14 protein-coding genes are annotated in these 14,180 nt (G+C 56.2%); 11 read left to right on the forward strand and 3 right to left on the reverse strand.

Translation table 11 applies throughout. The features are described 5' to 3' along the window. Positions 1 to 290 precede the first annotated feature (290 nt). Together GKZ68_RS08635 and GKZ68_RS08640 are read left to right on the forward strand one after the other, a co-directional pair. Positions 291 to 2,126: a M1 family metallopeptidase gene (locus GKZ68_RS08635; protein WP_173113305.1), complete on the forward strand. Its 1,836-nt coding sequence runs from the start codon at positions 291 to 293 to the stop codon at positions 2,124 to 2,126. Positions 2,127 to 2,375: 249 nt separating this feature from the next. Then, positions 2,376 to 3,131 carry a cyanophycinase gene (locus GKZ68_RS08640; protein ID WP_254244225.1) on the forward strand — a complete coding sequence of 252 codons (756 nt, stop codon included), beginning with the start codon at positions 2,376 to 2,378 and terminating at the stop codon, positions 3,129 to 3,131. A 149-nt stretch (positions 3,132 to 3,280) separates the two neighbouring features. Here the strand turns inward: GKZ68_RS08640 and GKZ68_RS08645 are convergent, their stop codons facing one another. Next, complete coding sequence (locus GKZ68_RS08645; RefSeq protein WP_173113308.1) at positions 3,281 to 4,210, reverse strand: isoaspartyl peptidase/L-asparaginase family protein; 930 nt, start codon at positions 4,208 to 4,210, stop codon at positions 3,281 to 3,283. 271 nt (positions 4,211 to 4,481) lie between these two features. Between GKZ68_RS08645 and GKZ68_RS08650 the strand changes: the two genes are divergently transcribed. Further along, complete coding sequence (locus GKZ68_RS08650) at positions 4,482 to 4,904, forward strand: DUF3127 domain-containing protein (RefSeq protein ID WP_173113311.1); 423 nt, start codon at positions 4,482 to 4,484, stop codon at positions 4,902 to 4,904. Between the two features lie 159 nt (positions 4,905 to 5,063). After that, positions 5,064 to 5,693, forward strand: a complete 630-nt coding sequence (locus GKZ68_RS08655; RefSeq protein ID WP_173113314.1) for an RNA-binding domain-containing protein — start codon at positions 5,064 to 5,066, stop codon at positions 5,691 to 5,693. Positions 5,694 to 6,208: 515 nt separating this feature from the next. Here GKZ68_RS08655 and GKZ68_RS08660 read toward each other — a convergent pair. Together GKZ68_RS08660 and GKZ68_RS08665 are read right to left on the reverse strand one after the other, a co-directional pair. After that, entirely contained in the window at positions 6,209 to 6,763 is a 555-nt protein-coding gene (locus tag GKZ68_RS08660) for a DinB family protein (RefSeq protein ID WP_173113317.1), read from the reverse strand. A gap of 38 nt (positions 6,764 to 6,801) precedes the next feature. After that, the gene (locus GKZ68_RS08665; RefSeq protein ID WP_173118302.1) at positions 6,802 to 7,722 is read right to left on the reverse strand and encodes an esterase family protein; all 921 of its coding nucleotides are present in this window, start codon (positions 7,720 to 7,722) and stop codon (positions 6,802 to 6,804) included. A gap of 124 nt (positions 7,723 to 7,846) precedes the next feature. Between GKZ68_RS08665 and GKZ68_RS08670 the strand changes: the two genes are divergently transcribed. From GKZ68_RS08670 to GKZ68_RS08700, 7 genes are all read left to right on the forward strand, one after another. Further along, the gene (locus tag GKZ68_RS08670; protein WP_173113320.1) at positions 7,847 to 8,554 is read left to right on the forward strand and encodes an esterase family protein; all 708 of its coding nucleotides are present in this window, start codon (positions 7,847 to 7,849) and stop codon (positions 8,552 to 8,554) included. A gap of 74 nt (positions 8,555 to 8,628) precedes the next feature. Next, a complete protein-coding gene (locus GKZ68_RS08675; RefSeq protein WP_254244226.1) occupies positions 8,629 to 9,816 on the forward strand; it encodes a RimK family alpha-L-glutamate ligase in 1,188 nt (395 codons plus the stop codon). Positions 9,817 to 9,938: 122 nt separating this feature from the next. Beyond that, complete coding sequence (locus tag GKZ68_RS08680; RefSeq protein ID WP_173113323.1) at positions 9,939 to 11,045, forward strand: carboxylate-amine ligase; 1,107 nt, start codon at positions 9,939 to 9,941, stop codon at positions 11,043 to 11,045. Positions 11,046 to 11,114: 69 nt separating this feature from the next. After that, a complete protein-coding gene (locus tag GKZ68_RS08685; protein ID WP_173113325.1) occupies positions 11,115 to 11,939 on the forward strand; it encodes a type 1 glutamine amidotransferase in 825 nt (274 codons plus the stop codon). Positions 11,940 to 12,018: 79 nt separating this feature from the next. Further along, positions 12,019 to 13,233, forward strand: coding sequence for a hypothetical protein (locus GKZ68_RS08690; protein ID WP_173118304.1), 1,215 nt, complete (start codon positions 12,019 to 12,021; stop codon positions 13,231 to 13,233). 61 nt (positions 13,234 to 13,294) lie between these two features. Then, positions 13,295 to 13,786 (forward strand): YkvA family protein, encoded by a 492-nt coding sequence (locus tag GKZ68_RS08695; RefSeq protein WP_173113328.1) that lies wholly within the window; start codon positions 13,295 to 13,297, stop codon positions 13,784 to 13,786. Positions 13,787 to 13,879: 93 nt separating this feature from the next. Further along, on the forward strand, positions 13,880 to 14,179 hold the full coding sequence (locus GKZ68_RS08700) for a hypothetical protein (protein WP_173113331.1): 300 nt from the start codon (positions 13,880 to 13,882) through the stop codon (positions 14,177 to 14,179). The last annotated feature ends 1 nt before the right edge of the window (position 14,180 follow it).

A 14,180-nucleotide genomic window follows, 5' to 3' on the forward strand; every position in this document is an offset into this window, starting at 1 on the left:
GCCGGCCGAGTAAGCCGCGCCAGGGTGACGAAGAATGAGCCCGTTTTACTGAGCCGCTACCGGGCAGGTTGTGCCGGGCCATGCTACGCCAACGCAAATAACGCGCCTAAGGTAACAGAAACCCTCGGCCAAACCGGCCGTCGCCGCGTACTTTTTGCCGGCGGGGCTAGCGGCTCGCAACCGGCGCACCAGCCACGGGGCGCTACCCCCGGGGCTCTGCTAGCCCGTGGCCAGGCTGCCCCACTCCGCCTGCCTTCCCGGTTTTATTCTTCTCTTTTTATTTTCAATTGATGGCTGCTTCTGCCCCTACCCCAACTGCCCACCCTACTGACCCGCACAGCTATGCCGCTACCGGAACGCTGCAGGCGCAACACTTGCACCTGCGGTTGACCGTCGATTTTGCCCAGCGCACCCTGCTAGGCGTTGCTACCTGGCACCTGGCGGGCGGCCCGGCTACTGCCCCCGGCCAGCTGGTGCTTGACACGCAAGGACTCATCCTGGAAGCTGTGCAGCCCGGCGAAGCTGCCGATGGCCCGGCCCTCAACTACCACCTCGCGCCTACCGATGCGGTGCTGGGGCAGGCCCTGCGTATCTGGGTGCCGGCCGGCGCGGCGGCCGTGCGCGTCAGCTACCGCACCACGTCCGATGCGGCAGCCTTGCAGTGGCTGGCGCCGGCCCAGACGGCGGGCGGGCATCCGTTCCTGTTTACGCAGTCGCAGGCCATACTGGCGCGCACCTGGCTGCCCTGCCCCGACTCGCCCGGCCAGCGCTTCAGCTACGAGGCTGAGGTCGAAATTGTGGGCACCGAGCGCGGCCAGCTGCTCGCTCTGATGAGCGCGGCCGACAACCCCCAGGCCACCGCTTCCGATGGCCGCTATCATTTCCGGCAGCCGCAGCCAGTGCCGGCCTACCTGCTGGCCCTGGCCGTGGGCCGGCTCGACTTTGCTCCGCTCGGTGAGCGCACCGGGCTCTACGCCGAGCCGGCTACGCTAGCCCGGGCCAGCTATGAGTTTGGCGAACTCGACCGCATGGTAGCGACTGCTAAACAATTGTATGGGCCCTACCGCTGGGGTCGCTACGATTTACTTGTGTTACCAGCCAGTTTTCCATTTGGTGGCATGGAAAACCCTTGTTTAACATTTGTAACACCTACCATTCTAGCCGGCGACCGCAGCTTGACGAGCCTGATAGCACACGAGCTAGCCCACTCGTGGAGCGGCAACCTGGTTACAAATGCAACCTGGAATGACTTCTGGCTGAATGAGGGCTTCACGGTGTATTTCGAGCGCCGCATTATGGAGCAGCTCTACGGCCGGCCTTATGCCGAGATGCTGCAAGTGCTGGGTGAGGCTGACCTGCACCATACCATCGCAGAACTCGGAGAGGCTAGCCCGGCCACGCACCTGCGCCTGCACCTGGCCGGCCGCGACCCCGATGACGGCCTCAACGATATTGCCTACGAGAAAGGCTGTCTGCTGCTGCTCACCCTGGAGCAGTTGGTAGGCCGCCCGCGCCTCGATGCCTTTATTACGGAGTACTTCGCCCGGTTCGCTTTTCAGAGCATGGATACCGACCGCTTCGCGGCCTACCTCACCCAAACCCTGCTCACGCCCGCCGAGGCTAGCCGGCTCAACCTGCCCGCCTGGCTCGACGGCCCCGGTTTGCCGCCCGGCGCGCCCGTGGCCCGGTCGGCCCGCTTCGCGGCGGTTGATGAGGCGCTGGCCCGGCTAGCCGCCGGCGCCGCGCCCGCCGACTTGCAACCTATAACTACGGAGTGGAGCAGCCAGGAGTGGGAGCACTTTCTGCGCGGCCTGCCCCCTACCCTAGCGGCGGCCGATTTAGTGCGGCTCGACGCGGCTTTTCATTTCACCACCTCGGGCAACGCCGAGCTACTAGCCGCCTGGTTTCCGCTGGCGTTGCGGGCCGGCTACGCGCCGGCCGACGCGGCGCTGGAAAATTTTCTGCGTCAGGTGGGGCGGCGCAAGTTTCTGGTGCCCCTTTATCGGGCGTTGCTAGCCACGCCCGGCGGCCGGGCGCGGGCGCAGGAAATCTATCGGCTAGCCCGGCCCAACTACCACTCGGTGGCCACGAGCACGCTCGATGAGCTGGTGGGCCACCCGGCCTGATGCGCGTACCTAGCCAGGCCCGATTTTAGTTGGTGGGCCTTTGAATCGACTGGTGCGGGGCTAGCCCGGCACCGGCCGCCGTACCTTTGCCATCTTCCAATCAGACTAGCCAGTACCGTTGAAACATCTTATTCCGCGCGGCAAGCTCATCGCCATTGGGGCAATGAGGATAAGGGTACCTACCCTACCGTTCGCAGCAAGCGCCAGTATTACCTGAATTTTTTTGAGCTGGGCATTCTCAAGCGCGTCGTGTCCGAATCGGGCAAGGCCGACCCGCGCATTGAGGTCGTCACCACCGCCTCGATGATTCCGCAGGAAGTAGGCCCTATATATACGGCCTCGTTTGCGATGCTCAATTGCCACAACGTGGGCATCATGGATATTCGCACCCCCGACGATGCCCGCCAGCCCGAGTACCTGGCTCGCCTGCTGGCGGCCGACGTGGTCATGTTTTCGGGCGGCAACCAGTCGCGGCTGCGCGAGATGTTTGGCGAAACCGATTTTCTCGACGCCCTCACCCGCCGCTACTATGCTGAGCCCAACTTCGTGATTGCCGGCACCAGCGCCGGCGCCATGGCCATGTCGCAGCACATGATACGCGGCGGCTCGGTGCCCGATGCCTTATTAAAAGGCGCCGTAAAAATGGGCACTGGTCTCAACCTGTCGCCGCTGGCCATCATCGATTCGCACTTCGTGAAGCGCGGGCGCTTTGGGCGCCTTATTGAGGCCGTGGCGCTTTACCCCAAGCTCATCGGCATCGGGCTGGGCGAAGACACTGGCGTGCTCATCACCGACGGCCACCTGGTCGAAACCATCGGCTCGAACCTCGTCATTATTCTCGACGGCAACGACATTGCGCACAACAACGCCGCGGCCGCTAAGAAAGGCACCACGCTCTCCATCGAGAATTTCAAGATGCACGTGCTGGCCAAGGGTAATGTGTACTGCATGACGGAGCGTAAATTCTACGTGAGCAAGGAAGCCGCCGTAAACGCCTCCTGCTAGCCACTCCTTATTACTATTGCTAAAAAAGTCAGTCTTGCGGGGCTGACTTTTTTTAGTAGCCCAAGCCAACGCTTGAGGCTGTTTAGAGAATCCACTATTTCCTTACCCCTCATGCGGAGCCTGGCGGCCGACCAAGCGCGAGGCGGTCCTTAGTAAATGGCTACCAGTTCCTCGCCCGCCGCGTTGCGGCTAGCCCGGTACATACCTTCTGAGTTGAAAGGCAGTGCTAGGTTGCCGGCCGCATCTACCGCGATGAGGCCGCCCTCGCCGCCCACCGGAGCCAGCTTGTCGTGCACCACCACGCGGCAGGCCTCGGCTAGGCTCAAACCTTTGTATTCCATAAGGCAGGCCACATCGTGGCCTACCACCGCCCGGATAAAGTATTCGCCGTGCCCGGTGCAGCTGATGGCGCAACGCTCGTCGGCCCAAGTACCCGCCCCGATGAGCGGCGTGTCGCCGATGCGCGAATAACGCTTATTAGTCATGCCGCCGGTGCTGGTGGCGGCAGCCAGGTGGCCGCGCTGGTCGCGGGCCACAGCGCCCACGGTACCTTTTTTCCAGTTGGGGTCCTGGATGGGGCTAGCGGCATGGTCGAGCTGCATGCGGCCAGCCGCGATGGCTTCCTGCAATTGGTCGAAGCGCTGCTGCGTGAAAAAATACGCGGGCGGCTGCAAGGGTAGGCCGTGCTCACGGGCTAGCTCGTCGGCGCCGGGGTAGGCTAGCAGCACGTGCTCGGTCTGCTCCATCACGAGGCGCGCGGCCCGGATGGGATTTTGCACCTCGCGCACGCCGGCCACCGCGCCGGCCCGGCGGCTAGCGCCGTCCATGAGGGCGGCGTCCATCTCGTGGTGGCCGTCGTGAGTGAACACCGCCCCGCGCCCGGCGTTGAAAAGCGGGCAGTCTTCGAGCGAGCGCACGGTGGCTTCCACGGCATCGAGGGCGGGCGCGCCCTGGGCCAGCAGCGCCGTGCCGGTGGCCAGCGCCGCGCGCAACGCTGCCCGGTACTCGGCTTCAAGAGCGGGCGTAAGCGAGGCGCGGGCAATGGTGCCGGCACCCCCGTGCAAAGCAAGAGCGAACATATGTTGATTTACCAATTAACTAAGTTTCTGACGCAAGAACGGCACTTTCTGCGCGCTGCCTGGGTTTGCATAGGGCAGCTTACGCAATAATTTATTACCTGTCAACCACTTGCTCGGCCTACGGCACGCTATTTTTTTTAGCCAATTGCCGCGTAAGTTGCTGAGAATTGCGCTGCCACTAACTGGCTAGCCGGTCGAATACCCGGTTTCCTTCGGTTTTTTTTCGTAGGTTTGGCCTCTAGTTTTCTTCATTTCAAAATTCCCCTTTCCGATGGCATACGACGTAACCGGCCGCCTGCACGAAATCTTTGACGAACAGCAGGTAAGCGAAAAATTCCGCAAGCGCGAGTTCGTCCTTGAAGTACAGGATGGCCAATATCCTGAGCAAATCAAGTTTCAGCTGGTGCAGGACAAAACCGCCCTCATTGACCCCTACAAAATGGGCGACGAGGTAAAAGTAACCTTCAACCTGCGCGGCCGGGGCTTTAATAAGAACGGCCAGATGCTGTACTTCACCAACCTCGAAGCCTGGCGCATCGAGCCGGCCACGGGTGGTGCCCCGGCTGGTGGCGGCTCTTCTTACCAACAGCAGCCCGCGGCCCGCCCGGCCGCCCAAAACCAGAACCCTAACCTGCGCGCGCAGCCCACCGCCCAGCCCATCGCGGGCGACGACGACAACGACCTGCCTTTCTAGAACGCAGATTTGAACTGATTGAACGGATACGCCTGCCTGCGGCAGGCTAACCAGTCTTTTTGATGTAGAGCGAATTTTGCCATTCGTTTTGCAAACGCAAATGTGTCGCTTCCTTCATGGGGGGCGGCACATTTGCATTTCCGCCCACGTTAAAGAAGTATGAACTTACGCGCACTTATCAGCCAGGGCGAGGGCGAACGGCTCGAATTCAAGAAGAAAACTACCCACCCTACCCGCATTGCGCGCACGCTGGCCTCGCTGGCCAACACCCACGGCGGGCAGGTGCTGGTGGGCGTCGACGACGATGGCCGCATGGTGGGCGTGCGCGATGCCGAGGAAGAAATGTTTGTGCTGCGCGACGCGGCGGCCCACTACATCGACCCGCCGCTGACGCTGAGCTTTCGGGAAATCGAAATTGAAGACGGCCTTATCGTCTTGATTGTCAATGTGAATGAGAGCCAGAATAAGCCCCACCGCGCCCAGATAGCCCCCGGCGAATGGCGCGGCTACGTGCGCGTGCGCGACGAAAGCGTGCAGGCCAGTACCCTTACCGAAAAAATGCTGGCGCGCCAGCAGCCGGCGGCGCGGCTCGAAAAAATCCCGCTCAACAAGGACGAGCTGCGCGTGCTTGAGTACCTCAAGACCCAGCAGCCACGCATTACGGTGGCCCAGTATACCAAGCTCATCAACGTAAGCCGTCGCCGCGCCTACCGCACCCTCATCAAGCTGGTGCTGCACGGCTACCTGCGCTACCACGACAAAGAAAAAGAGCCGTATTATACCTTATAACTGCTCGCCACTTGCTTGCTCGAATGCCAGCGCTACGCGCGCATAAACAAGCTTATATAACTCATTTTTTAACCTTGGGTCTAGGCCTTCGGAGCGGTAAACAGCAGTAGTGAAAGCGGTAACACTCTTCGGGGGATTTTTGAGTATCGCAGCCTGAGCAGCGGGTGAGAGACAGAAGCCAAGCTTAACGCAGAGGTCGAGTAAGAGGGTTTGGACTTGCTTCTCGGTCATAGAGTACTTCGGCAAAAAAAAGCGCTCCCACAACGGCAGTTGCAGAAGCGCTTTAATTAAAAGTCAGTGCCTGACTAGTCTTGCTTACGAGCGCGAGCCACTTTTTTCTCCTCCTTCTCGGCTTTTTTCTCTTTCATCGATTTGGTAGGCTCTTTCTTTTTCTCTTTCCGGGCGTCTTGGGCTTTGGCCATGGGTGAAAAGTTGGTTAGGGTGGAAGAAGTTTAAACGTATTGAAACGTTAGATTAACGCGGTTTCCGGGGCGGATGTTGTGTGGCGGCGCGGGCTAGCCCGTAGGCAGAGCGGGCCAGTAGCGCCCGCGCAAAATGCGTAGGTGATGCTGCTCGTGCCCGGCAATTATATACAGCAGCGCCCGCACCGACGTAGCCCCGCCGTTGGCGCGGCCGGCGCGCTCCAGCTGCCCCCCATTCAGCCCACCAAAAAAGGCTAGCGTGGCAGCGCGCACGGCGTGGTATTCGGTCAATAACTCGCTCAGCGGCCGGTCATTAGCTTCGCTGTTAGCAGCAAACTCATTCTCGTCAAAGCCCGGTAGCTCCTGCGCATCGGCGCGGGCAAAGCGCAGGGCGCGGTACGTGAAAATGCGCTCGGCATCAGTGAGGTGCACCAGCACCTCCTTGGGCGTCCACTTGCCGGGCGCGTAGCGCATCAGTGCTTGGCTTTCGGTAAGGCCGGCTAGCTCGCGGTGCAGCTCGGCAGCCTGCTGGCGCAGCTGGGCTAGCGGGTCGGCCTCGGTGGGCACCAGGTCGATATAAGCCTGGGTGTAAGGCAAATAGGTACCCGGCACCGGACGGACCTGGGTAATGGATGCAGGAGCAGACATAGCGGCAAAGGTAGCCGCCCGCCGCAGATACTGAAATTTCAGTTGCGCTGCGCCGTGCGGGCGCCGCGTGAGCGCTCGCCCCCTAGCCGCCAGCGCGCCGGCCGCGGCTCGGAAGCCGCTACGTCGGGTGCTACTAACTCCTTGGTTCCGAATGCCCAGCGCAGAAAATCGGGTAGTATTGTGCCCCACGTATCGGGGTGGTGGTGGCCGCCGGGCACCTCCACGTAGCGCGCCGCGGCAGCGGGCAGGCCCTGCGCGGCTAGCGTATGCAGCAGGTCCAGGGTATCGTCGATGGCATCAATAATACCGTTGTGATTGCGGTCGCTGGTTTCATCGTCGGTGCCGGTTTGTAGCCAGAACTGCTGGCCGGGGCTAGCCGGCCGGGCGCGTACCAGGCTGTGCATCAGGCGGTCGGCATCGGTGTAGCCGTCGGCCAGCCCCCTCCCCCGCCACCAGAATGAGCCGCTGAATACGCCCGCTTTCAAAAACGCCTCGGGGTGGTGCCAGGCCAGGTCGAAGGCCATGAGGCCCCCGAGCGACATGCCCGCTACCGCCGCCTCGCCCGCCTCGGCGCTGGCATGGTAGTGGGCCTGCACGTAGGGCAGCAACTCCTTGAGCATGAAATCAGTGTAGCGGCCGGCGCGGCTGCCCCGGCCCAGGTAGTCGGGGCGGGCGGCCACGCCGTACTCCTGCAGGCGGTCGGCGGCGTGAATGGCGACCAGCACAAACGGCCGCACCTCTTGGCGCCGAAATAGCCGGTTGAGCGTAGCGGGCAAATGCAGCCGCGCTAAATCTTGACCGTCATTGAGATACAGCACCGGATAGGGCTCGGCGGCCCGCACCGAAAAGCCGGGTGGCAGCACTACATCGAGCCGCACCACGCGCCCCAGCGCCACCGAAAACAAATACTCATCGCGCCGCACCACCACCGTAGCCCCGCGCGGCGATTGAAACTTCATCACTGCCATTGTGCCGCAAATAAACACGGCTAGCCTCATTCCGGTGAAATCTTGGCCGTTCAGATTTTCTGCTTAGTTTGCGGCCGGTTCAAGCGGGCGCGTCATCTCCGCCGGACCAGGCACTTTGCACGAAGAATATCGCCGCTTCTACTCCCAACAGCTGGGCCTGGACATGGAAATGCTGGTCGTGGGCGACTACGGCTACCCCATCATCATCTTCCCGACTTCCAACGGCCGCTATTACGAGGCCAAGGATTTTCACCTCGTCGACTCCGTCCGCTGGTTTGTTGAAAACCGCCTCATCAAGCTTTTTTGCATCGACAGCGGCGACAAGTGGAGCTGGTATGCCAAGCACCTGCACCCCGGTACCCGCGTGCACAACCACGGCCTCTACGACCGCATGGTGAGCGAGGAGCTGGTGCCCCGCATCCAGCACGAGTGCCAGGTCGATAAGGTGGGCGTAGCGGGCTGCTCGCTAGGGGGTTATCAGGCATTGAACTTCGCTTTCCGCCACCCCAATCAGGTCGCACACCTGTTCTCGATGGGCGCAGCTTTCGACATCAAGATGTTTCTGGACGGGCACTACGACGAGCAAGCGTATTTCCACAACCCGCCCGACTACATGCCTGCTGCTCAAGACGATAACTTTTACAAGATGAACATCATTCTGGGCACCGCCGAGCACGATTTCTGCAAGGACGCGAATTACCGAATGTCGGAAATTCTATCGCGCAAGGGGATTCCGCATCGCCTCGATGTGCGCCCCCACGGTACCCACGACTGGCCCGTGTGGCGCGAAATGTTCCCCGAATACGTCTCTACTATCTTTTAGCCAGCCATTTGCGTACACGCTACCGAGGCTAGCTTACTTTTTAACACCTTAGCAGCTAAAAACAGCTTTTCCCCATGAAAAAAATCGGCATCTTGTTCGGCCAGGAAAACACTTTTCCGCAGGCGTTTGTGGACCGCGTTAATCAAAAAGCCGTCGAGGGCATCACGGCCGAGTTCGTTCGCATCGAAGAGGTTGAGCAGGCCGTGGCCTCCGACTACGCCATCATTATCGACCGCATTTCGCAGGATGTGCCCTTCTACCGCGCCTTTCTCAAAAATGCCGCCCTTACCGGTACGGCCGTGATTAATAACCCCTTCTGGTGGAGCGCCGACGAGAAATTTTTCAATAATGCCCTGGCCGTGCAGCTAGGGGTGCCGGTGCCCAAGACCCTGCTGCTACCCAGCAAAGCCCGCCCCGATGACACCAACGAGAACTCATTTCGCAACCTAGCCATGTTCGACTGGCACAAGGCGTTTGAGAAAATCGGTTTCCCGGCCTTTATGAAGCCCCACGCTGGTGGCGGCTGGAAGAGTGTGTATAAAGTAGACAACCCCGACGAAGCCTGGCGCGCCTACGACGAAACCGGCCAGCTCGTCATGCTCTACCAAGAGGCTGTTGATTTTGAAGATTATTTCCGTTGCTACTGCCTCGGCGGCAAAGATGTGCTCATTATGCCCTATGAGCCGCGCAACGCTCCCCATCAGCGCTACCAAACCGAGATGAAAACCCGAGGCGAAGCTGGCGATAAGCTGCTTGCCACAATCAAGGACTACACCTTGCGCCTGTGCCAAGGCCTGGGCTATGACTTTAACACCGTGGAATTTGCGGTTCGCGGCGGCGTGCCGATTGCCATTGACTTCGGTAATCCCGCCCCCGATGCCGACCTTAATTCGGTAGGTCCCGAAAACTTTGAATGGGTAGTGGAGCACGCCGCCAAGCTGGCCATTGAGCGCGCCCAGGCCCAGAAGCCCGGCCAGGACAACCTTACCTGGGGCACCTTCGTGCAAAAGTCGGCCCGGCAAACGGCCATTTCCTCAGCCGACGGCACGGTCGAAGTAGGCGCTTTCGTGCACGAAACTAACGATTTGGGTACTAATCCACCCAAAGTTGTTAAGAAAGCCCCGGCCCCGAAGAAAGCGGCTGGTCCTGCCCCCGTAGCCCCAGGAGGCGAAGTGCCCAAGTCGGCTAAGAAAGCACCGGCGCCCAAGGTTGGCGCCCTAGCCCCAGCCAAAGCTAAAAAATCAGCAGCAAAAAAATCGTAACCGTCTTAGTCTGATTAATCACACTACGAAAAGGGCTGCCATCGCTGCTTGGTGGCAGCCCTTTTTGCGGCCATTCTCTTCCTTTAAGCAAACTTCGCCCACCTCTTCATTGCTGCTCACTTATGCCCCGGCCCGTTTTCACCCTTGGAATTGAAGAAGAGTTTCAAACTATCGACCCGGTTACGCGCGACCTTCGCTCGCACATGTCCAAAATTGTGGAGGATGGCAAAATCACTTTGCACGAGCAGGTAAAAGCCGAAATGCACGAGTCAGTGGTGGAAGTCGGTACCGTTATTTGCAAGAATATTCACGAAGCCCGCGATGAGGTAATACATCTGCGCCGCCAAGTAATTGAGCTAGCCGACCGCGTGGGCCTGAAAATTGCGGCCGCTGGCACTCATCCTTTCTCGCGCTGGCAAGACCAGCCCATTACGCCCGACGCCCGCTACGATAAAATCGTAGAAGAATTACAGGAGGCGGCGCGCTCTAACCTGGTTTTTGGCATGCATGTGCATATCGGCATCGAAAATCGTGACTTGGGCGTATATATGATGAATGCCCTGCGGTATTTCCTGCCGCACTTATTTGCCCTCAGCACCAATTCACCTTTTTGGGAAGGCCGCGAAACAGGCTATAAATCATTTAGAACTAAGGTCTTTGAGCGTTTTCCGCGCACCGGTATTCCAGGTTATTTTACGAGCGCTTCTGATTACGACGAATTTATTGCGCTGCTAATAAAAACCGGCTGCATCGATAACGGCAAGAAAATATGGTGGGATTTGCGTCTGCATCCGTTTTTCGACACCATCGAATACCGCATCTGCGACATGATGATGCGCGCCGATGAAACTATTGCCGTGGCCGCTGTAATGCAGGCGTTGGTAGCTAAAATCTATAAGCTCAAGTGCCAGAACCTAAATTTCCGGCTCTACCGTAGCGCACTCATTAAGGAAAATAAGTGGCGCGCCGCCCGCTATGGCATTGATGGGCAGCTTATTGACTTTGGTTCTCAGGAAGAAAAACCCGCCCGGCAGCTCATTCTGGAGTTACTCGATTTTGTTGATGATGTACTCGATGAGCTCGGCAGTCGCCACGAGGTAGAATACGTACTCAAAATGCTGGAAATGGGTACCGGGGCCGACCGGCAATTGGCGGTATTTCACCAAACCGGCGACCTCACCAAAGTCGTAGATTTCATTTTGCAGGAAACTACGCATGGCCTTTACTAACTCAGCTTAAAAAATAATTTGTATTTTAGTAATTAACAGGGTCATTTTTTAATTCACAATTTCTTATTTATGAGTCAATTTAAAGTTGCTATTCTAGATATGTACAATAACTTTCCTAATGAGGGAATGCGTTGTATCCGACAGCTACTACACCGAACCGAACTCAATCAAGGCATCAACTTCCATGTCGACACATTTAATGTCCGGGCAATTAACGAAGTTCCTGGCTTAGAATACGATATATATCTCTCCAGTGGCGGGCCGGGCAGCCCCCTAGCATCTACCGAGCCCTGGGAATCACTTTATTTTGGCTTTATCGATGCGCTCTTTGCCTATAACCAGCAAGCCGAGCGCAAGAAGCATTTACTACTTATTTGCCACTCGTTTCAGCTAGTAAGCCGGCATTTAGGACTAGGGGAAGTTAGTAAGCGCAAGTCTACTTCCTTTGGTGTATTGCCCGTGCACCTCACGGCTACCGGCCATCGCGACCCTCTTTTTGAAAAGCTGCCCAACCCATTTTTTGCCGTCGATTCACGCGATTATCAATTAACCGGTCTGTACCCCGAGCGGCTGTCTGAGTTGGGCATCGAAGTACTGTGCCTGGAAAAAGAGCGGCCGCACGTGCCGCTAGCCCGTGCTATTATGGCCCTGCGGTTTTCACCCGAAGTAGTAGGCACGCAGTTTCACCCCGAGGCCGATGGCGAAGGCATGCTACGCTATATGCTCACCGATGAGCGAAAGCAGCAGGTAATCAACGCTTATGGCGAAGATAAGTACCATGAGATGGTGCGCTTGCTAGCAACCCCAGGCACTATCGACGTAACGGAAAACACTATCGTCCCTACCTTTTTGCAACGTGCGCTGGCAGCACTTCGTGAGCCCGTATTAGTATAGTTTTTATGTTACCAAGTAAAACATTGGCGCGGTTCTTTTGAATTGCACCAATGTTTTTTCATTTAGCTCTGCTGCTGCTATGATTTCTGCCCCTCGTCACTTATTTAATTCCGCTTTCACACCCGAAAGCTATCAGGCCATGCTGGCTGATATCGACCAGCAATTACCGGGTCAACTAGATTTTAGAGTCGCCGAAACACCGGTCTTTGTGCCTGATGCTTTACGGGATAAACTTATTCAGGCGGGCCAAGATATTATTAAAGTTATTCAGCAGCCTGATTTCAAACAGCGCACCGAAGACGCTATTCCGCCTAATCAGCGTGTGCCAAACGAAGATGCGCACGCCGAGTTTTTGACGTTTGATTTTGCAATTTGTCGTAATGAATCCGGCGAGCTTGAGCCACAGCTCATTGAGATGCAAGGATTTCCATCACTTTACGCCTTTCAGGCCTATTTGCCGGAAGTGTTTGCGACACATTACCCTATTGCCGAGAATGTATCGCCTTTCCTCGAAGTGCCTGACGCAGAAGCTTACCGTGATAATTTACGAAAACTACTTATCGCGGATAAAAATCCGGAGAATGTAATTTTATTGGAATTATTCCCAGAGAAGCAAAAAACCCGAATTGACTTTGCGCTCACCAGAAAATACTGGGGAATCGAGACGGTTTCACTGCCGGATATCAAAAAACGTGGCCGACAACTTTTCTACAAGAAAGCTGGTCGGGAAATTTTAATTGAGCGTATTTATAATAGGATTATTTTCGACGAATTAGCGCGTTATCCAAATTTAAATCCCGAATTTAAATTAACCGACGATGTAGATGTAGAATGGGTGGGGCATCCTAACTGGTTTTTCCGCATTAGCAAATACACTTTGCCTTTGATAAAAAGTGCTTTCGCTCCTCCTAGCTATTACCTGCACGAATTGACGGAGTATCCTGAAAACTTGCAGAACTACGTCTTGAAGCCGTTATTTTCTTTTGCAGGCGCTGGGGTTCGGCTTCATATCACGGCCGCTGATTTAGATGCACTACCAGATAAGCAGAACTACCTGTTGCAGCGTAAGGTTGTCTATGAGCCAGTTGTACAGTCTCTCGATGGGCTAGTCAAATGCGAAATTCGCCTACTTTATACCTGGCCCCATACGGAGCTCTACCCTACTCTCGTAGCTGGGCTAGCCCGTCTGAGTCGGGGTGAAATGATTGGAGTCGATTTTAATAAAAATAAAGATTGGGTAGGTGGGACTACTCCGTTATTCGAAAAAATTGCGCTTAACCATGCAAAGCATTAGGCTAACTATGTACACCATACTACGTATTAGGGAGCTATTGGCTTAATTTCAACTATTTCATATGCCTACCTTAGCTCAACGCGGCCTCCAGATTTCTAAGAATGTCCTCTTTAGCTTATTCATAAACCGGGCTGCCAAGCTGCTGGGCAAGCCTTTTAAAGTTATTACTGTCCTTAACGAAACAGCGGACAAGCTAGCTGACGAAAATAGTAAGGATAATAAATTCAAGCAGTTGTTCATAACGGCATTGGCATTAGTCAGAATGATGCGCAGCTATATTACTGGCGAATATCGTCAGATTCAAACTTCTACAGTTATTTCGGGGCTAGCGGTACTGCTTTACGTACTTAGTCCGGTCGATTTAATTCCGGATTTTATTCCTGTCGTAGGTTTTCTGGACGATTTAAGTCTAATTAGTTGGTTTGTGGGTAAATTCCACATAGAGATTACCCGCTATCGTGACTGGGAAATGCAAATCACTCAGCTTGCTGCTGCCAATCCTGCTCAAGGAGACCCATTGCTACCTGCGATGGCTGAGCTTGGTCATTCGTAATCAAATCTAGCCAGGACTTGAATCTTTTTTGCTGAACCAATATTACTTCTACCGTAACTAACGACTGTGTTTATTTGCTGCATTTATTCAATTATGCCTGTGTTTGCCGTTTCTATCCACTTGCCAGCTTTTTTCACAGAAGAATTTTTAGCTATTATTCCCAGCCATCGTGCCTTTATTAATAATCTGCTTTCAGAACACATTATTGAAGCTTACGCAATTAGTGCCGACCGTAGCCGGGGTTGGGTTGTTATTAATGGTGACAGCGCAACAGCGGTACGCGCTATTATAGAGCAATTTCCTTTATATCCTTACTTTCAATCGGTGGAAATAGACGAATTATTAATTTTTGACAGTGCTTCTCTGCGCTTCCCGCATATTAGCTTAAACTAGT

Origin of the sequence: Hymenobacter sp. BRD128, assembly GCF_013256625.1 — a bacterium.
In the GTDB taxonomy this organism is placed as follows: domain Bacteria; phylum Bacteroidota; class Bacteroidia; order Cytophagales; family Hymenobacteraceae; genus Hymenobacter.

Coding starts and splice junctions, on each gene's coding strand:
- GKZ68_RS08650 (WP_173113311.1), top strand. CDS start 4,482: ATGGCATACGACGTAACCGGCCGCCTGCACGAAATCTTTGACGAACAG.
- GKZ68_RS08680 (WP_173113323.1), top strand. CDS start 9,939: ATGCCCCGGCCCGTTTTCACCCTTGGAATTGAAGAAGAGTTTCAAACT.
- GKZ68_RS08665 (WP_173118302.1), bottom strand. CDS start 7,722: ATGAAGTTTCAATCGCCGCGCGGGGCTACGGTGGTGGTGCGGCGCGAT.
- GKZ68_RS08700 (WP_173113331.1), top strand. CDS start 13,880: ATGCCTGTGTTTGCCGTTTCTATCCACTTGCCAGCTTTTTTCACAGAA.
- GKZ68_RS08635 (WP_173113305.1), top strand. CDS start 291: ATGGCTGCTTCTGCCCCTACCCCAACTGCCCACCCTACTGACCCGCAC.
- GKZ68_RS08655 (WP_173113314.1), top strand. CDS start 5,064: ATGAACTTACGCGCACTTATCAGCCAGGGCGAGGGCGAACGGCTCGAA.
- GKZ68_RS08690 (WP_173118304.1), top strand. CDS start 12,019: ATGATTTCTGCCCCTCGTCACTTATTTAATTCCGCTTTCACACCCGAA.
- GKZ68_RS08685 (WP_173113325.1), top strand. CDS start 11,115: ATGAGTCAATTTAAAGTTGCTATTCTAGATATGTACAATAACTTTCCT.
- GKZ68_RS08660 (WP_173113317.1), bottom strand. CDS start 6,763: ATGTCTGCTCCTGCATCCATTACCCAGGTCCGTCCGGTGCCGGGTACC.
- GKZ68_RS08695 (WP_173113328.1), top strand. CDS start 13,295: ATGCCTACCTTAGCTCAACGCGGCCTCCAGATTTCTAAGAATGTCCTC.
- GKZ68_RS08645 (WP_173113308.1), bottom strand. CDS start 4,210: ATGTTCGCTCTTGCTTTGCACGGGGGTGCCGGCACCATTGCCCGCGCC.
- GKZ68_RS08675 (WP_254244226.1), top strand. CDS start 8,629: ATGAAAAAAATCGGCATCTTGTTCGGCCAGGAAAACACTTTTCCGCAG.